We start from the raw sequence: 17305 nt of genomic DNA on the forward strand, positions 1-17305 counted from the left end.
GATCCTAATAAGAGATCACAATAGAACAGATCTCTAAATAAAAAGATCTTCTTTTTAATAGCCCAGGATCCCAATGCTTTCTCGAAAGACTAAAGTTGAGTAGAATCCACGGCCCGGGCTTCAATCCATTTTCATACCGCTTTACGCGAGGCAGACCACCATGTTTTATCAGGATCCTTTTGACGTCATCATCATTGGCGGGGGTCATGCAGGCACTGAGGCCGCAATGGCCGCAGCGCGAATGGGTCAGCAGACCCTGCTTTTGACACACAATATCGACACGCTGGGACAAATGTCCTGTAATCCGGCGATTGGCGGCATTGGGAAAGGACACCTGGTAAAAGAAGTGGATGCACTTGGCGGCCTGATGGCGAAAGCGATCGATCATGCCGGCATCCAGTTTAGGATACTAAACGCGAGCAAAGGTCCCGCTGTGCGCGCCACCCGTGCTCAGGCAGACCGCGTGCTTTACCGTCAGGCGGTACGTACTGCCCTGGAGAATCAGCCAAACCTGATGATCTTCCAGCAGGCGGTAGAAGATCTTATCGTTGAAAACGATCGCGTTGTGGGTGCCGTAACCCAGATGGGCCTCAAGTTCCGCGCGAAAGCCGTCGTACTGACTGTCGGGACCTTCCTGGATGGCAAAATCCATATCGGTCTGGATAACTACAGCGGTGGCCGTGCTGGCGATCCGCCGTCCATTCCGCTGTCTCGTCGTCTGCGTGAACTTCCGCTGCGCGTCAGTCGCCTGAAAACAGGCACGCCACCGCGTATTGATGCGCGCACCATTGATTTCAGCGTGCTGGCACAACAGCACGGCGATAACCCCATGCCGGTGTTCTCGTTCATGGGCAATGCGGCTCAACATCCGCAGCAGGTACCGTGCTACATCACGCATACCAACGAAAAAACCCATGATGTGATCCGCAATAACCTTGACCGCAGCCCAATGTACGCTGGCGTGATCGAAGGGATCGGCCCGCGTTACTGTCCGTCGATCGAAGACAAAGTGATGCGCTTTGCCGATCGTAACCAGCACCAGATCTTCCTGGAGCCGGAAGGACTGACGTCAAATGAAATTTACCCGAACGGCATCTCCACCAGCCTGCCGTTCGATGTGCAGATGCAAATTGTTCGCTCAATGCAGGGTATGGAGAACGCGAAAATCGTTCGTCCTGGCTACGCTATTGAGTACGATTTCTTCGATCCGCGTGACCTGAAGCCAACCCTGGAGAGCAAATTCATCCACGGTCTGTTCTTCGCCGGCCAGATTAACGGCACGACCGGTTACGAAGAAGCTGCCGCTCAGGGTCTGCTTGCCGGTCTGAACGCAGCACGCTTCTCTGCGGAGAAAGAGGGCTGGGCACCTGCGCGTTCTCAGGCTTATCTGGGCGTGCTGGTCGACGATCTTTGCACCCTGGGTACCAAAGAACCGTACCGTATGTTTACCTCTCGAGCGGAATATCGCCTGATGCTGCGCGAAGATAACGCCGACCTGCGTCTGACCGAAGTGGGTCGTGAACTGGGTCTGGTGGATGACGAACGTTGGGCGCGCTATAACGAAAAACTGGAACGCATTGAGCAGGAACGTCAGCGTCTGAAAACCACCTGGGTGAATCCACAGGCGGAAACCGCTGCAGAAGTGAATGCTCACTTAACTGCGCCGCTTTCGCGCGAAGCCAGCGGCGAAGACTTGCTGCGTCGCCCTGAAGTGACCTACGAGAACCTGGTGAAACTGACCGCGTTCGCGCCTGGCCTTGAAGACGCTGAAGCGGCTGAACAGGTTGAGATCCAGGTCAAATACGAAGGTTACATCGCGCGTCAGCAGGATGAGATTGAAAAACAGCAGCGCAACGAAAATACGCTGCTGCCGGAAATGCTGGACTACCGTCAGGTGACGGGGCTTTCCAATGAAGTGATCGCCAAGCTGAACGATCACAAGCCTGTGTCGATCGGTCAGGCATCCCGTATCTCCGGTGTCACACCTGCCGCGATTTCGATTCTGCTGGTGTGGCTGAAAAAGCAAGGTATGCTGCGCCGTAGCGCATAATATCCAGTGCTTTTGGCGGGTGGCGCTTCGCTACCCGCCCTGCTAATTCGTAGGCCCGGTAAGCGCCACCGGGCAATTTATGTCTAAACAGGTACCCACTGTGCTCAATAAACTCTCTCGTCTGCTGGAACAGGCAGGTATTTCGCTCACCGATCACCAGAAAACTCAGCTGGTGGCCTATGTCGATATGCTGAACAAATGGAATAAAGCGTACAACCTGACGTCTGTTCGCGACCCCAACGAGATGCTGGTTCGTCATATCCTCGATAGCATCGTGGTTGCGCCGTATCTTAAAGGGGAGCGCTTTATCGATGTGGGCACAGGTCCTGGCCTGCCGGGGATCCCGCTGTCGATTGTCCGCCCTGAGAGCCATTTCACGCTGCTAGACAGCCTTGGCAAACGCGTCCGTTTTTTACGTCAGGTCCAGCATGAGCTGAAACTGGAGAACATCGCCCCTGTACAGAGCAGGGTAGAGGCGTTCCCCGCGGAGCCGCCGTTTGACGGTGTTATCAGCCGCGCGTTTGCGTCGCTCAATGATATGGTGAGCTGGTGTAAGCACTTGCCTGCACAAGATGGCCGCTTTTATGCCCTGAAAGGGCAGTTGCCGGGCGATGAAATTGAACAGCTTCCGGAAGGTTTTGCTGTCGAATCCGTTGAGAAATTAAACATTCCTCAGCTTGAGGGTGAACGCCATCTGGTGATAATTAAGCCAAACAATTTTTAAATATTTAATAAAAATTGTGGAATTCGTGCTGTTCTGACCATGTTAAATAACAGCACAAATTCTCGGGTTTTACCGAAGAGAGTTTAACCTCTGTGTTACTAAGGTTTTTCTAACGGTTAACGTAACAGCCATTGTTCAGCATGAAGATAGTCAACATCGAAAATATCAGCCTGCTAAAAGTGGAATACGGCAACCAGAATCGAATGTTAAATATTTATTAAGAATGTCAATAAAAGGTTTTTATTGTATACCGGGCTGTTTTGAAAATAGTTACGATAATTTGTCTTTAATTTCATAAAGATGAAATAAACCGATTTGCGTCTTTGATAAATACACCCTTATCGCAAATGTGTATTTTGTGATCTCGTGCACGCTTTGTAGCCAACGTTTTCGCGCTGTTTGCAGTTTTGGTCGAAGGTCGTGGCTTTCAGGAAAAGTTAAAAAATAGCGGCGGGGAAAAATATTTAAACATTTATTCACCTTTTCGCTACTTAATGTTTGAAATCACGGGTGCGCACCGTATAATTTGACCGCTTTTTGATGCTTGACTCTGAGCCTTAAAGGACGTTTTATACGACACGCGGCATACCTCGAAGGGAGCAGGAGTAAAAACGTGATGTCTGTGTCGCTCTTGAGTAGAAACGTTGCTCGTAAGCTTCTGTTCATTCAGTTTCTGGCTGTGATAGCAAGTGGATTGCTGTTTAGCCTCAAAGACCCCTTCTGGGGCATCTCCGCCGTGTGCGGGGGTTTGGCGGTTGTTCTGCCAAACGTATTGTTTATGATTTTTGCCTGGCGTCATCAGGCGCATACACCCGCCAAAGGCCGTGTGGCCTGGTCCTTCGCTCTCGGTGAAGTGTGTAAGGTGTTGCTGACCTTTGCTCTACTGGTGATGGCGCTGGCGGTTTTGAAAGTGGTATTCATGCCGCTGATAGCAACGTGGGTTTTGGTGCTGGTGGTACAAGTTCTGGCTCCAGCTGTAATCAACAACAAAGGGTAAAAGGCATCATGGCTTCAGAAAATATGACGCCGCAGGATTACATAGGTCACCATCTGAATAACCTTCAGCTGGACCTGCGTACATTCTCGCTGGTGGATCCGCATAACCCCCCGGCCACCTTCTGGACGATCAACATCGACTCCATGTTCTTCTCGGTCGTTTTGGGTCTTCTGTTCCTGGCCATGTTCCGCGGTGTTGCGAAAAGAGCGACCAGCGGTGTTCCAGGGAAATTCCAGACGTTCATCGAAATGATCATCGGCTTCGTCCATGGCAGCGTCAAAGACATGTACCATGGTAAGAGCAAGCTGATTGCTCCGCTGGCCCTGACCGTGTTCGTTTGGGTGTTCCTGATGAACCTGATGGACCTGCTGCCAATCGATTTCCTGCCGTGGATTGGCGAACATGTCCTCGGTCTGCCAGCACTGCGCGTGGTGCCGTCCGCTGACGTGAACATCACCCTGTCGATGGCGCTGGGCGTGTTTATCCTGATTCTTTTCTACAGCATCAAAATGAAAGGCGTAAGCGGCTTCGTGAAAGAGCTTACCTTGCAGCCGTTCAACCACTGGGCGTTTATTCCGGTCAACCTGATCCTGGAAGGCGTTAGCCTGCTGTCCAAACCTGTTTCACTGGGTCTGCGACTGTTCGGCAACATGTATGCGGGTGAGCTGATTTTCATTCTGATCGCGGGTCTTCTGCCGTGGTGGTCACAGTGGATTCTGAATGTGCCTTGGGCCATTTTCCACATCCTGATCATTACGCTGCAAGCCTTTATCTTCATGGTTCTGACGATCGTCTATCTGTCGATGGCGTCTGAAGAGCACTGATTTTTTACCAACACTACTACGTTTTAATTGAAACAAACTGGAGACTGTCATGGAAAACCTGAATATGGATCTGCTGTACATGGCTGCCGCTGTGATGATGGGTCTGGCGGCTATCGGTGCTGCGATCGGTATCGGCATCCTCGGGGGCAAATTCCTGGAAGGCGCAGCGCGTCAACCTGATCTGATTCCTCTGCTGCGTACTCAGTTCTTTATCGTTATGGGTCTGGTGGATGCTATCCCAATGATCGCTGTAGGTCTGGGTCTGTACGTGATGTTTGCTGTCGCGTAGTAGTAGTTTTAAAACCCTAAGCCACAGATATTAAAGAGGTATTGTGCTGTGAACATGAACGCAACAATCCTCGGCCAGGCCATCGCGTTTATTCTCTTTGTCTGGTTCTGCATGAAGTATGTATGGCCGCCTTTAATGGCTGCCATCGAAAAACGTCAGAAAGAAATTGCTGACGGTCTGGCTTCTGCAGAACGCGCTAAGAAAGATTTGGACCTTGCACAGGCCAACGCGACAGACCAGCTGAAAAAAGCGAAAGCGGAAGCTCAGGTTATCATCGAACAGGCTAACAAACGCCGTTCGCAGATCCTGGACGAAGCCAAAGCTGAAGCAGAACAGGAACGTACTAAGATCGTGACACAAGCTCAGGCTGAAATTGAAGCTGAGCGTAAACGTGCTCGCGAAGAACTGCGTAAGCAGGTTGCGATTCTGGCTGTTGCTGGCGCCGAGAAGATCATCGAACGTTCCGTGGATGAAGCTGCTAACAGCGACATCGTGGACAAACTTGTCGCTGAACTGTAAGGAGGGAGGGGCTGATGTCTGAATTTGTTACGGTAGCTCGCCCCTACGCCAAAGCAGCTTTTGACTTTGCTGTCGAACACCAAAATGTCGATCGCTGGCAGGATATGCTGGCGTTTGCCGCTGAGGTGACGAAAAACGAACAAATGGCCGAGTTGCTTTCTGGTGCGTTAGCGCCTGAAACTCTCGCCGCGTCGTTTATCGCCGTGTGCGGAGAGCAACTGGATGCCAATGGTCAGAACCTGATTAAGGTAATGGCAGAAAATGGTCGTCTCCGTGTGCTCCCGGATGTTCTCGAGCAGTTTGAGCACTTACGTGCCCTTAGTGAAGCTACCGCTGAAGTCGAAGTGACTTCTGCGACTGAACTGAGTGATGAACAGCTTGCGAAAATTACCGCCGCGATGGAAAAACGTCTGTCACGCAAAGTTAAGCTGAATTGCAAAATCGATAAGTCTGTAATGGCAGGCGTAATCATCCGTTCGGGTGATATGGTCATTGATGGCAGCGTACGCGGCCGTCTTGAACGCCTTGCAGACGTCTTGCAGTCTTAAGGGGACTGGAGCATGCAACTGAATTCCACCGAAATCAGCGAACTGATCAAGCAGCGCATTGCTCAGTTCAGTGTTGTGAGCGAAGCTCACAACGAAGGTACTATTGTTTCTGTAAGTGACGGTGTTATCCGCATCCACGGCCTGGCCGATTGTATGCAGGGTGAGATGATTTCCCTGCCGGGTAACCGTTACGCTATCGCACTGAACCTGGAGCGCGACTCCGTAGGTGCAGTTGTGATGGGTCCATACGCTGACCTCGCCGAAGGCATGAAGGTTAAGTGTACTGGCCGTATTCTGGAAGTGCCGGTTGGCCGTGGCCTGCTGGGTCGCGTTGTTAACACCCTGGGTGCACCAATCGACGGTAAAGGTCCGGTTGAGCACGATGGCTTCTCCCCAATCGAAGTTATCGCACCAGGCGTTATCGACCGTCAGTCCGTTGATCAGCCAGTGCAGACTGGTTATAAGTCCGTTGATGCCATGATTCCAATCGGTCGTGGCCAGCGTGAACTGATCATCGGTGACCGTCAGACCGGTAAAACCGCGATGGCTATCGACGCCATCATCAACCAGCGTGACTCCGGCATCAAATGTGTGTACGTGGCTATCGGCCAGAAAGCGTCCACCATTTCTAACGTGGTTCGTAAACTGGAAGAGCACGGCGCGCTGTCTAACACCATCGTTGTTGTGGCGACCGCTTCTGAATCTGCTGCACTGCAATACCTGGCACCATACGCCGGTTGCGCAATGGGCGAATACTTCCGTGACCGCGGTGAAGATGCGCTGATCGTATACGATGACCTGTCTAAACAGGCCGTTGCATATCGTCAGGTTTCCCTGCTGCTCCGTCGTCCACCTGGACGTGAAGCGTTCCCTGGCGACGTATTCTACCTCCACTCTCGTCTGCTGGAGCGTGCTTCCCGCGTTAACGCGGAATATGTCGAGAACTTCACCAAAGGTGAAGTGAAGGGTAAAACCGGCTCTCTGACCGCGCTGCCAATCATTGAAACCCAGGCGGGTGACGTTTCTGCGTTCGTTCCGACCAACGTAATCTCCATTACCGATGGTCAGATCTTCCTGGAAACCAACCTGTTTAACTCCGGTATTCGTCCGGCAGTTAACCCGGGTATCTCCGTATCCCGTGTGGGTGGTGCTGCTCAGACCAAGATCATCAAGAAACTGTCCGGTGGTATTCGTACCGCGCTGGCACAGTATCGTGAACTGGCTGCGTTCTCTCAGTTCGCATCCGATCTGGACGAAGCAACCCGTAAACAGCTGAGCCACGGTCAGAAAGTGACCGAGCTGCTGAAGCAAAAACAGTACGCACCAATGTCTGTTGCTCAGCAGGGCCTGGTTCTGTTCGCGGCTGAACGCGGTTACCTCGAAGATGTGGAACTGGCGAAAATCGGTAGCTTCGAAGCCGCTCTGCTGGCTTACGTCGACCGTGATCACGCTCCGCTGATGCAAGAGATCAACCAGACCGGTGGCTATAACGACGAAATCGAAGGCAAGCTGAAAGCTATCCTCGATTCCTTCAAAGCAACCCAATCCTGGTAATCGTCCGGCGGCTTGTCTCAGGACAAGCCGCCTGGCATTGAGGAGAAGCTCATGGCCGGCGCAAAAGAGATACGTAGTAAGATCGCAAGCGTCCAGAACACGCAAAAGATCACTAAAGCGATGGAGATGGTCGCCGCTTCCAAAATGCGTAAATCGCAGGATCGCATGGCGGCCAGCCGTCCTTATGCAGAAACCATGCGCAAAGTGATTGGTCACCTTGCAAACGGTAATCTGGAATATAAGCACCCTTACCTGGAAGAACGCGACGTTAAGCGCGTGGGCTACCTGGTGGTGTCGACCGACCGTGGTCTGTGTGGCGGCTTGAACATTAACCTGTTCAAAAAACTGCTGGCGGATATGAAAGCATGGTCTGAAAAAGGCGTTCAGTGCGATATCGCAATGATCGGCTCTAAAGGCGTCTCTTTCTTTAACTCCGTTGGTGGCAACATTGTCGCTCAGGTGACGGGTATGGGTGATAACCCTTCCCTGTCCGAGCTGATCGGCCCGGTTAAAGTGATGTTGCAGGCTTACGATGAAGGCCGTCTGGACAGACTGTACGTTGTCAGCAACAAATTTATTAACACCATGTCTCAGGTTCCAACGCTCACTCAGATGCTGCCTTTACCGGCATCAGAAGATGACGAGCTGAAGCAAAAATCCTGGGATTACCTGTATGAACCCGATCCGAAACCGCTGTTGGATACCCTGCTGCGTCGTTACGTTGAATCTCAGGTTTATCAGGGCGTTGTAGAAAACCTGGCCAGCGAGCAGGCCGCACGAATGGTGGCGATGAAAGCCGCGACCGATAATGGCGGCAGCCTGATTAAAGAGCTGCAGTTGGTTTACAACAAAGCTCGTCAGGCCAGCATTACTCAGGAACTCACCGAGATCGTCTCGGGGGCCGCCGCGGTTTAACCAGGTTTACGAATTACGTAGAGGATTCAAGATGGCTACTGGAAAGATTGTCCAGGTAATCGGCGCCGTGGTGGACGTCGAGTTCCCTCAGGACGCCGTACCACGCGTGTACGACGCGCTTGAGGTACAGAATGGTAACGAGAGCCTGGTGCTGGAAGTTCAGCAGCAGCTCGGCGGCGGTATCGTGCGTACCATCGCGATGGGTTCTTCCGACGGTCTGCGTCGTGGTCTGGAAGTTAAAGACCTTGAGCACCCGATCGAAGTCCCGGTAGGTAAAGCAACACTGGGTCGTATCATGAACGTATTGGGTCAACCAATCGACATGAAAGGCGACATCGGTGAAGAAGAGCGTTGGGCTATCCACCGCGCAGCACCTTCCTACGAAGAGCTGTCCAGCTCTCAGGAACTGCTGGAAACCGGCATCAAAGTTATCGACCTGATGTGTCCGTTTGCGAAGGGCGGTAAAGTTGGTCTGTTCGGTGGTGCGGGTGTAGGTAAAACCGTAAACATGATGGAGCTGATCCGTAACATCGCGATCGAGCACTCCGGTTACTCCGTATTTGCGGGCGTAGGTGAACGTACTCGTGAGGGTAACGACTTCTACCACGAAATGACCGACTCCAACGTTCTGGACAAAGTATCCCTGGTTTACGGCCAGATGAACGAGCCACCAGGAAACCGTCTGCGCGTTGCGCTGACTGGCCTGACTATGGCTGAGAAGTTCCGTGACGAAGGCCGTGACGTTCTGCTGTTCGTTGATAACATCTATCGTTACACCCTGGCCGGTACTGAAGTATCTGCACTGCTGGGTCGTATGCCTTCAGCGGTAGGTTATCAGCCGACGCTGGCGGAAGAGATGGGTGTTCTTCAGGAACGTATCACCTCTACCAAAACCGGTTCTATCACCTCCGTTCAGGCGGTATACGTACCTGCGGATGACTTGACTGACCCATCCCCAGCCACCACCTTTGCGCACCTTGACGCAACCGTGGTACTGAGCCGTCAGATCGCGTCTCTGGGTATTTACCCGGCCGTTGACCCGCTGGACTCCACCAGCCGTCAGCTGGATCCACTGGTTGTGGGTCAGGAACACTACGACACCGCGCGTGGCGTACAGTCCCTGCTGCAGCGTTACCAGGAACTGAAAGACATCATCGCCATCCTGGGTATGGATGAGCTGTCTGAAGAAGACAAACTGGTGGTAGCACGTGCGCGTAAGATCCAGCGCTTCCTGTCCCAGCCGTTCTTCGTTGCGGAAGTATTCACCGGTTCTCCGGGTAAATACGTTTCCCTGAAAGACACCATCCGTGGCTTTAAAGGCATCATGGAAGGCGAATACGATCACCTGCCGGAGCAGGCGTTCTACATGGTTGGTTCCATCGACGAAGCCGTGGAAAAAGCCAAAAAACTTTAACGCCTTAATCGGAGGGTGATATGGCAATGACTTACCACCTGGACGTCGTCAGCGCAGAGCAACAAATGTTCTCTGGTCTGGTCGAGAAAATCCAGGTAACGGGTAGTGAAGGTGAACTGGGTATTTTCCCGGGTCACGCACCGCTGCTCACCGCCATTAAGCCTGGTATGATCCGCATCGTTAAACAGTTCGGTCATGAAGAGTTTATCTATCTGTCCGGCGGCATTCTTGAAGTGCAGCCTGGCAGCGTGACCGTTCTGGCCGATACCGCTATTCGTGGCCAGGATCTCGACGAAGCACGAGCCCTGGAATCGAAGCGTAAGGCTGAAGAGCACATTAGCAGCTCTCATGGTGACGTGGATTACGCTCAGGCGTCTGCGGAGCTGGCCAAAGCGATCGCGAAACTGCGCGTTATCGAGTTGACCAAAAAAGCGATGTAACACCGGCTTGAAAAGCACAAAGCCAGTCTGGTTTCCAGGCTGGCTTTTTTTATGGTTTCGTATCACACCGATCTTTATTCATGATCCAAAAGAATAGCTAAGCTATTGTGTGTGCTAGCGACTTATCGCGAGAAGGCTATTTTCCAGAGAAAAAGGGGTTTACTCTGCCCCTAAAAATCGCCTCAAATAGCCATTATTGGCTGATGTTGAACGTTTTACCGCCATTCCATTTTATGACGCAAAATATGTAGAATTTTCAACGTCAACGGGTTTAACTTCTTACTCAAATTACAGTCAGGACGCGTATGTTGAACAATACAATGAGCGTGGTCATCCTTGCCGCCGGTAAAGGTACCCGCATGTATTCCGATCTTCCAAAGGTACTGCACACGCTGGCAGGAAAGCCGATGGTGCAGCATGTCATTGATGCCGCTAATGAACTGGGTGCTCGTCAGGTCCATCTGGTCTATGGTCACGGCGGCGATCTGCTTAAAAAGACGCTGAACGATGACAAACTCAACTGGGTGCTTCAGGCAGAACAGTTGGGGACCGGACACGCCATGCAGCAGGCCGCCCCGTTCTTTGCGGATGACGAAGATATTCTGATGCTTTACGGCGACGTCCCGCTGATCTCTGTCGACACCCTTGCCCGCCTGCGTGAAGCTAAACCGCAGGGTGGTATCGGGTTGTTAACCGTCGTGCTTGACGATCCGACCGGCTATGGCCGCATTACCCGCGAAAACGGTAACGTAACGGGTATCGTTGAGCATAAAGATGCCAGCGACGCACAGCGTCAGATTCAGGAGATCAACACCGGTATCCTGATTGCCAATGGCGCGGACCTGAAGCGCTGGCTGTCGAAGCTCAACAACAATAATGCGCAGGGTGAGTACTACATCACCGACATCATCGCTATGGCCTATCAGGAAGGGCGTGAGATTGCGGCGGTTCATCCGGCACGGATTAGCGAAACCGAAGGGGTGAATAACCGCCTTCAGCTTTCCCGCCTGGAACGCGTTTATCAGTCCGAACAGGCTGAAAAACTGCTCCTGGCAGGCGTTATGCTGCGCGACCCGGCGCGTTTCGATCTGCGCGGGACCTTATCTCACGGGCGCGACGTTGAAATCGATACTAACGTTATCCTTGAAGGCAACGTCACGCTTGGCCACCGCGTCAAAATTGGTGCCGGTTGTGTTATCAAAAACAGCGTCATCGGTGACGACTGCGACATTAGCCCGTACAGCGTGGTTGAAGATGCACATCTGGACGCGGCATGCACCATTGGGCCGTTCGCACGCCTGCGCCCTGGCGCTGAATTGCTCGAAGGCGCCCATGTTGGCAACTTCGTTGAGATGAAAAAAGCGCGTCTGGGCAAAGGTTCCAAAGCCGGCCATTTAACCTACCTGGGCGATGCAGAGATTGGCGATAACGTGAACATTGGTGCAGGAACAATCACCTGCAACTATGACGGTGCCAACAAGTTTAAAACCATCATCGGTGATGATGTGTTTGTCGGTTCTGATACACAACTGGTGGCACCGGTGACGGTCGGGAACGGGGTAACCATTGCCGCCGGGACGACCGTGACGCGCGATGTTGCCGACAATGAGCTGGTGCTGAGCCGCGTGCCGCAGGTTCACAAGCAGGGCTGGAAACGCCCGGTGAAGAAAAAGTAACGACCTGCACCCTGCTCTCTCCCGCGAGGAGAGCGCTCGTTCGGTGCGGTGTTTTTCGCCCTCGCCCCTCTGGGGAGAGGGATGGGGTGAGGGGATAACATAATCCTCCCCCCAAAGGCAGTACTTATAACAATAACCCCACTCTCTACAAGGCTCGGGGTGCCCGGAAAGGGCAAATACAGGTCAGCGACAACGCATGGCATAACGCCATAATCAGGAAATTAAACTATGTGTGGAATTGTTGGCGCAGTTGCGCAGCGTGATATTGCTGAAATCCTTCTCGAAGGTTTACGTCGTCTGGAATACCGTGGTTACGACTCTGCCGGTCTGGCAGTTGTGGATGCAGAAGGGCATATGACCCGTCTGCGTCGTCTCGGTAAAGTGCAGATGCTGGCCCAGGCTGCGGAAGATCATCCGCTGCACGGTGGCACGGGTATTGCGCACACCCGCTGGGCGACCCACGGCGAACCGTCTGAAGGCAATGCGCACCCGCATGTGTCCGAACACATCGTGGTCGTGCATAACGGCATTATCGAAAACCACGAACCGCTGCGCGAAGAACTTAAAGCGCGCGGCTATACCTTCGTCTCTGAAACCGACACCGAAGTTATTGCTCACCTGGTTCACTGGGAGCTGGAGCAGGGCGGTACACTGCGTGAAGCGGTGCTGCGCGCGATCCCTCAGCTGCGCGGTGCATACGGTACGGTAATCATGGATTCACGCGATCCGTCCACGCTGCTGGCCGCACGTTCCGGTAGCCCAATGGTTATCGGTCTGGGCATGGGCGAGAACTTTATCGCCTCTGACCAGCTGGCACTTCTGCCGGTTACCCGTCGCTTTATCTTCCTGGAAGAGGGTGATATCGCGGAAGTGACGCGTCGCAGCGTGACGGTATTCGATACCAAAGGCGAGCAGGTGAAACGCCCGGAGATCGAATCCAATCTGCAGTACGACGCAGGCGACAAAGGCGCTTACCGTCACTACATGCAGAAAGAAATTTACGAGCAGCCGAACGCCATCAAAAACACCCTGACCGGGCGCATCAGCCACGGCGAGGTGGATCTGAGCGAACTGGGTGCCAACGCCAATGAGCTGCTCGGTAAGGTTGAGCATATTCAGATCGTGGCCTGCGGTACCTCCTACAACTCCGGTATGGTCTCCCGCTACTGGTTTGAATCCCTGGCCGGTGTTCCGTGTGACGTGGAAATCGCTTCAGAATTCCGCTACCGCAAATCCGCGGTGCGTCGTAATAGCCTGATGATCACCCTTTCCCAGTCTGGCGAAACGGCGGACACCCTGGCGGCGCTGCGTCTCTCTAAAGAGCTGGGCTATCTGGGCTCTCTGGCCATCTGTAACGTGCCGGGTTCTTCGCTGGTTCGTGAATCCGATCTGGCGCTGATGACCAACGCAGGCACGGAAATCGGTGTGGCCTCCACCAAAGCGTTTACCACTCAACTGACCGTTCTGCTGATGCTGGTGGCGAAACTGGCGCGTCTGAAAGGACAGGATGCGGCTGTTGAGCATGACATCGTTCATGGCCTGCAGGCGCTGCCAAGCCGTATTGAGCAGATGCTGTCTCAGGACAAACGCATTGAAGCGCTGGCGGAAGATTTCTCTGACAAACATCACGCCCTGTTCCTCGGCCGTGGCGATCAGTATCCAATTGCGCTGGAAGGCGCGTTGAAGCTGAAAGAGATCTCCTACATCCACGCGGAAGCTTACGCAGCAGGCGAGCTGAAACACGGCCCGCTGGCGCTGATTGACGCAGACATGCCGGTCATCGTTGTGGCACCTAACAACGAACTGCTGGAAAAACTGAAGTCCAATATCGAAGAAGTCCGCGCCCGCGGTGGTGTACTGTACGTCTTCGCCGATAAAGACGCCGGCTTTGCGAGCAGCGACAATATGCACATCATCGATATGCCGCATGTGGAAGAGGTGATTGCCCCTATCTTCTACACCGTTCCGCTGCAGTTGCTGGCCTATCACGTCGCGCTGATCAAAGGCACTGACGTTGACCAGCCACGTAACCTGGCGAAATCGGTCACCGTAGAATAATCCCCTCAGGCTCCACCTTCGGGTGGAGCTTTTTTACCCTTCCTGGTTTGTTTTTAATCAACCCATCCGCATTTTTATTTATGACAATCTGTCATCTTCAGCTACTTTTTTCAGTGTCACATAAAGAAAATATTTCTGAAAACTTGCTGTCATGTAAGTGGTTAACTAGATGATAATTAAATGAATTTTTACTGATATTTAAGCTAAATTTTCATTGTCATAAAACTGTCATAATTCGTACATTTATCTGTCACCTGTTTGTCCTATTTTGCTCATCGTAGCCACTAAACAACGATTTACGAAAATCTTGCAGGAGACATTATGAAAGTTATGCGTACCACTGTCGCAACTGTTGTCGCCGCGACCTTATCTCTGAGCGCGTTCTCTGTATTTGCAGAAGCAAGCCTGACTGGCGCTGGTGCAACCTTCCCTGCGCCGGTGTATGCCAAATGGGCGGATACCTACCAGAAAGAAACCGGTAACAAGGTTAACTATCAGGGTATCGGCTCCTCCGGTGGCGTAAAACAAATTACCGCGAATACCGTTGATTTCGGCGCATCAGACGCTCCACTGTCTGATGACAAACTGGCGCAGGAAGGCCTGTTCCAGTTCCCGACCGTTATCGGTGGTGTTGTGCTGGCCGTTAACATTCCAGGCCTGAAATCAGGCGAGCTGGTCCTGGACGGCAAAACCCTGGGTGACATCTACCTCGGTAAAATCAAAAAATGGGATGACGAAGCCATCACCAAACTGAACCCGGGTGTCAAACTGCCTTCGCAGAACATCGCAGTGGTTCGTCGTGCAGATGGTTCCGGTACCTCTTTCGTTTTCACCAGCTACCTGGCGAAAGTGAACGAAGAGTGGAAATCTAAAGTCGGTTCCGGCTCTACCGTTAACTGGCCAACCGGTCTGGGTGGTAAAGGTAACGACGGTATCGCCGCGTTCGTACAGCGTCTGCCTGGTTCTATCGGCTATGTAGAGTATGCGTACGCTAAGCAGAACAACCTGTCCTACACCAAACTGGTTTCTGCCGATGGCAAGCCAGTCAGCCCGACTGAAGAGAACTTTGCTAACGCTGCAAAAGGCGCTGACTGGAGCAAATCCTTCGCTCAGGATCTGACTAACCAGAAAGGCGATGGTGCGTGGCCAATCACCTCTACCACCTTCATTCTGGTTCACAAAGAGCAGAAGAAACCTGAGCAGGGCGCTGAAGTGTTGAAGTTCTTCGACTGGGCGTACAAAAACGGCGGCAAACAGGCTAACGCGCTGGATTACGCCACCCTGCCGGACAACGTGGTTGAGCAGATTCGCGCTGCATGGAAAACCAACGTGAAAGACAGCAGCGGTAAAGCATTGTATTAATTTAGTATTCTGACGAAAATGGCGGGTGGCGCTCGCGCTACCCGCCGATTTCGTAAACGCGTTTAACAGAAGAGTGATTTATGGCTGCAACAAAGCCTGCATTTAACCCTCCGGGTAAAAAAGGTGACATGATTTTCAGCGCGCTGGTCAAACTGGCTGCGCTGATTGTGCTATTGCTGCTGGGCGGCATTATCGTGTCCCTGATTTTCTCCTCCTGGCCGAGCATCCAGAAATTCGGTTTCTCCTTCCTGTGGACCAAAGAGTGGGATGCGCCGAACGATATCTACGGTGCGCTGGTGCCGATTTACGGCACGCTGGTGACGTCGTTTATCGCCCTGCTGATTGCGGTGCCGGTGAGCTTTGGTATTGCCCTGTTCCTGACGGAACTGGCGCCGGGCTGGCTGCGTCGTCCACTGGGTATCGCCATTGAACTGCTGGCCGCTATTCCAAGTATCGTGTACGGCATGTGGGGCCTGTTTATCTTTGCTCCCCTGTTCGCAACGTACTTCCAGGAACCGGTGGGTAATGTTCTCTCCGCCATTCCGTTTGTCGGCACCCTGTTCTCTGGCCCGGCTTTCGGTATCGGTATTCTGGCTGCGGGGGTGATCCTCGCCATTATGATTATTCCGTACATTGCGGCGGTAATGCGCGATGTCTTCGAACAAACCCCGGTGATGATGAAAGAGTCGGCCTACGGCATCGGCTGCACCACCTGGGAAGTTATCTGGCGCATCGTCCTTCCGTTCACCAAAAATGGGGTGATTGGCGGCGTCATGCTGGGTTTAGGCCGTGCTTTGGGTGAAACCATGGCGGTGACCTTTATTATCGGTAACACCTACCAGCTCGACAGCGCCTCCCTCTACATGCCGGGTAACAGTATTACTTCCGCACTGGCGAATGAATTTGCCGAAGCGGAATCCGGGCTGCACGTCGCGGCGCTGATGGAACTGGGCCTGATCCTGTTTGTGATTACCTTCATTGTGCTGGCGATCTCCAAGCTGATGATCCTGCGTCTCGCAAAAAATGAGGGGGCACGCTAATGGCAACTCTCGAAATGCAAAGCACCACTGCGCTGGCGGAATCCCGTCGCAAAATGCAGGCGAAGCGTCGTTTCAAAAACCGCGTTGCGTTGACGCTCTCAATGGCAACGATGGCGTTCGGTCTGTTCTGGCTGGTCTGGATCCTGTTCTCGACCGTTGTGCGCGGCATCGACGGGATGTCGCTTTCACTGTTCACCGAGATGACGCCGCCGCCAAATACGGCGGGCGGCGGCCTGGCGAATGCCCTGGCGGGAAGCGGTTTGCTGATCCTCTGGGCGACGGTAGTTGGTACACCGCTTGGCATTATGGCGGGGATTTATCTGGCGGAGTACGGGCGTAAATCCTGGCTGGCAGAGGTGATTCGTTTCATTAACGACATCCTGCTGTCTGCGCCGTCTATCGTGGTCGGTCTGTTTGTTTACACCATTGTGGTGGCGCAGATGGAACACTTCTCCGGCTGGGCCGGCGTGATTGCGCTGGCGCTGCTGCAGGTACCTATCGTCATTCGTACCACCGAGAACATGCTGAAACTGGTGCCGGATAGCCTGCGTGAAGCGGCTTACGCGCTGGGCACGCCGAAGTGGAAAATGATCTCTGCGATTACGCTGAAAGCCTCCGTCTCCGGGATCATGACCGGTATCCTGCTGGCCATTGCCCGTATTGCAGGCGAAACGGCGCCGCTGCTGTTTACTGCCCTCTCCAACCAGTTCTGGAGTACGGACATGATGCAGCCGATCGCCAACCTGCCGGTGACGATTTTTAAATTTGCGATGAGCCCATTCGCGGAATGGCAGCAGCTGGCCTGGGCCGGGGTGCTGATCATTACCCTTTGCGTACTGTTGCTGAACATTCTGGCGCGCGTCATTTTCGCGAAGCAGAAACACGGTTAAATTTT

General features: G+C 53.1%; 16 protein-coding genes. All 16 read left to right on the top strand.

Annotated features, from left to right (window positions below; genetic code table 11):
• Positions 1 to 160: 160 nt before the first annotated feature.
• The 16 genes from mnmG (at position 161) to pstA (ending at position 17300) form a co-directional block, all read left to right on the top strand.
• Positions 161 to 2050, top strand: a complete 1890-nt coding sequence (mnmG, locus tag AM379_RS07920) for a tRNA uridine-5-carboxymethylaminomethyl(34) synthesis enzyme MnmG (RefSeq protein ID WP_032679278.1) — start codon at positions 161 to 163, stop codon at positions 2048 to 2050.
• A gap of 100 nt (positions 2051 to 2150) precedes the next feature.
• Positions 2151 to 2774 (top strand): 16S rRNA (guanine(527)-N(7))-methyltransferase RsmG, encoded by a 624-nt coding sequence (gene rsmG / locus AM379_RS07925; RefSeq protein WP_032679279.1) that lies wholly within the window; start codon positions 2151 to 2153, stop codon positions 2772 to 2774.
• Positions 2775 to 3390: 616 nt separating this feature from the next.
• Entirely contained in the window at positions 3391 to 3771 is a 381-nt protein-coding gene (gene atpI, locus AM379_RS07930) for a F0F1 ATP synthase subunit I (RefSeq protein WP_008500194.1), read from the top strand.
• An 8-nt stretch (positions 3772 to 3779) separates the two neighbouring features.
• The gene (atpB, locus tag AM379_RS07935) at positions 3780 to 4595 is read left to right on the top strand and encodes a F0F1 ATP synthase subunit A (protein WP_014172280.1); all 816 of its coding nucleotides are present in this window, start codon (positions 3780 to 3782) and stop codon (positions 4593 to 4595) included.
• A gap of 49 nt (positions 4596 to 4644) precedes the next feature.
• Positions 4645 to 4884: a F0F1 ATP synthase subunit C gene (atpE, locus tag AM379_RS07940; protein ID WP_000429386.1), complete on the top strand. Its 240-nt coding sequence runs from the start codon at positions 4645 to 4647 to the stop codon at positions 4882 to 4884.
• A gap of 48 nt (positions 4885 to 4932) precedes the next feature.
• Positions 4933 to 5403, top strand: coding sequence for a F0F1 ATP synthase subunit B (atpF, locus tag AM379_RS07945; protein ID WP_003862370.1), 471 nt, complete (start codon positions 4933 to 4935; stop codon positions 5401 to 5403).
• Between the two features lie 14 nt (positions 5404 to 5417).
• The gene (atpH, locus tag AM379_RS07950; RefSeq protein ID WP_014172281.1) at positions 5418 to 5951 is read left to right on the top strand and encodes a F0F1 ATP synthase subunit delta; all 534 of its coding nucleotides are present in this window, start codon (positions 5418 to 5420) and stop codon (positions 5949 to 5951) included.
• Positions 5952 to 5963: 12 nt separating this feature from the next.
• Positions 5964 to 7505 (top strand): F0F1 ATP synthase subunit alpha, encoded by a 1542-nt coding sequence (atpA, locus tag AM379_RS07955; RefSeq protein ID WP_006808751.1) that lies wholly within the window; start codon positions 5964 to 5966, stop codon positions 7503 to 7505.
• 51 nt (positions 7506 to 7556) lie between these two features.
• Positions 7557 to 8420 carry a F0F1 ATP synthase subunit gamma gene (gene atpG, locus AM379_RS07960; RefSeq protein ID WP_020882764.1) on the top strand — a complete coding sequence of 288 codons (864 nt, stop codon included), beginning with the start codon at positions 7557 to 7559 and terminating at the stop codon, positions 8418 to 8420.
• Between the two features lie 31 nt (positions 8421 to 8451).
• The gene (gene atpD / locus AM379_RS07965; RefSeq protein ID WP_006177559.1) at positions 8452 to 9834 is read left to right on the top strand and encodes a F0F1 ATP synthase subunit beta; all 1383 of its coding nucleotides are present in this window, start codon (positions 8452 to 8454) and stop codon (positions 9832 to 9834) included.
• Positions 9835 to 9854: 20 nt separating this feature from the next.
• Positions 9855 to 10274 carry a F0F1 ATP synthase subunit epsilon gene (locus AM379_RS07970; RefSeq protein ID WP_006177560.1) on the top strand — a complete coding sequence of 140 codons (420 nt, stop codon included), beginning with the start codon at positions 9855 to 9857 and terminating at the stop codon, positions 10272 to 10274.
• A 305-nt stretch (positions 10275 to 10579) separates the two neighbouring features.
• Positions 10580 to 11950 (top strand): bifunctional UDP-N-acetylglucosamine diphosphorylase/glucosamine-1-phosphate N-acetyltransferase GlmU, encoded by a 1371-nt coding sequence (gene glmU, locus AM379_RS07975; RefSeq protein ID WP_032679280.1) that lies wholly within the window; start codon positions 10580 to 10582, stop codon positions 11948 to 11950.
• A 228-nt stretch (positions 11951 to 12178) separates the two neighbouring features.
• On the top strand, positions 12179 to 14008 hold the full coding sequence (gene glmS, locus AM379_RS07980) for a glutamine--fructose-6-phosphate transaminase (isomerizing) (protein WP_032679281.1): 1830 nt from the start codon (positions 12179 to 12181) through the stop codon (positions 14006 to 14008).
• 321 nt (positions 14009 to 14329) lie between these two features.
• A complete protein-coding gene (gene pstS, locus AM379_RS07985) occupies positions 14330 to 15370 on the top strand; it encodes a phosphate ABC transporter substrate-binding protein PstS (RefSeq protein WP_014172287.1) in 1041 nt (346 codons plus the stop codon).
• 80 nt (positions 15371 to 15450) lie between these two features.
• A complete protein-coding gene (gene pstC, locus AM379_RS07990; protein ID WP_014172288.1) occupies positions 15451 to 16410 on the top strand; it encodes a phosphate ABC transporter permease PstC in 960 nt (319 codons plus the stop codon).
• On the top strand, positions 16410 to 17300 hold the full coding sequence (gene pstA, locus AM379_RS07995) for a phosphate ABC transporter permease PstA (protein ID WP_014172289.1): 891 nt from the start codon (positions 16410 to 16412) through the stop codon (positions 17298 to 17300). The genes pstC and pstA overlap by 1 nt, the downstream gene beginning before the upstream one ends.
• Positions 17301 to 17305: the final 5 nt, after the last annotated feature.

Origin of the sequence: Enterobacter cloacae complex sp. FDA-CDC-AR_0132, assembly GCF_003010695.1 — a bacterium.
Classification (GTDB): Bacteria; Pseudomonadota; Gammaproteobacteria; order Enterobacterales; family Enterobacteriaceae; genus Enterobacter; species Enterobacter ludwigii.

Excerpts from the sequence above, each read along its gene's own strand:
- mnmG (WP_032679278.1), top strand. The coding sequence starts at position 161 with ATGTTTTATCAGGATCCTTTTGACGTCATCATCATTGGCGGGGGTCAT.
- atpI (WP_008500194.1), top strand. The coding sequence starts at position 3,391 with ATGTCTGTGTCGCTCTTGAGTAGAAACGTTGCTCGTAAGCTTCTGTTC.
- atpB (WP_014172280.1), top strand. The coding sequence starts at position 3,780 with ATGGCTTCAGAAAATATGACGCCGCAGGATTACATAGGTCACCATCTG.
- atpE (WP_000429386.1), top strand. The coding sequence starts at position 4,645 with ATGGAAAACCTGAATATGGATCTGCTGTACATGGCTGCCGCTGTGATG.
- atpH (WP_014172281.1), top strand. The coding sequence starts at position 5,418 with ATGTCTGAATTTGTTACGGTAGCTCGCCCCTACGCCAAAGCAGCTTTT.
- atpA (WP_006808751.1), top strand. The coding sequence starts at position 5,964 with ATGCAACTGAATTCCACCGAAATCAGCGAACTGATCAAGCAGCGCATT.
- atpG (WP_020882764.1), top strand. The coding sequence starts at position 7,557 with ATGGCCGGCGCAAAAGAGATACGTAGTAAGATCGCAAGCGTCCAGAAC.
- atpD (WP_006177559.1), top strand. The coding sequence starts at position 8,452 with ATGGCTACTGGAAAGATTGTCCAGGTAATCGGCGCCGTGGTGGACGTC.
- AM379_RS07970 (WP_006177560.1), top strand. The coding sequence starts at position 9,855 with ATGGCAATGACTTACCACCTGGACGTCGTCAGCGCAGAGCAACAAATG.
- glmU (WP_032679280.1), top strand. The coding sequence starts at position 10,580 with ATGTTGAACAATACAATGAGCGTGGTCATCCTTGCCGCCGGTAAAGGT.
- glmS (WP_032679281.1), top strand. The coding sequence starts at position 12,179 with ATGTGTGGAATTGTTGGCGCAGTTGCGCAGCGTGATATTGCTGAAATC.
- pstS (WP_014172287.1), top strand. The coding sequence starts at position 14,330 with ATGAAAGTTATGCGTACCACTGTCGCAACTGTTGTCGCCGCGACCTTA.
- pstC (WP_014172288.1), top strand. The coding sequence starts at position 15,451 with ATGGCTGCAACAAAGCCTGCATTTAACCCTCCGGGTAAAAAAGGTGAC.
- pstA (WP_014172289.1), top strand. The coding sequence starts at position 16,410 with ATGGCAACTCTCGAAATGCAAAGCACCACTGCGCTGGCGGAATCCCGT.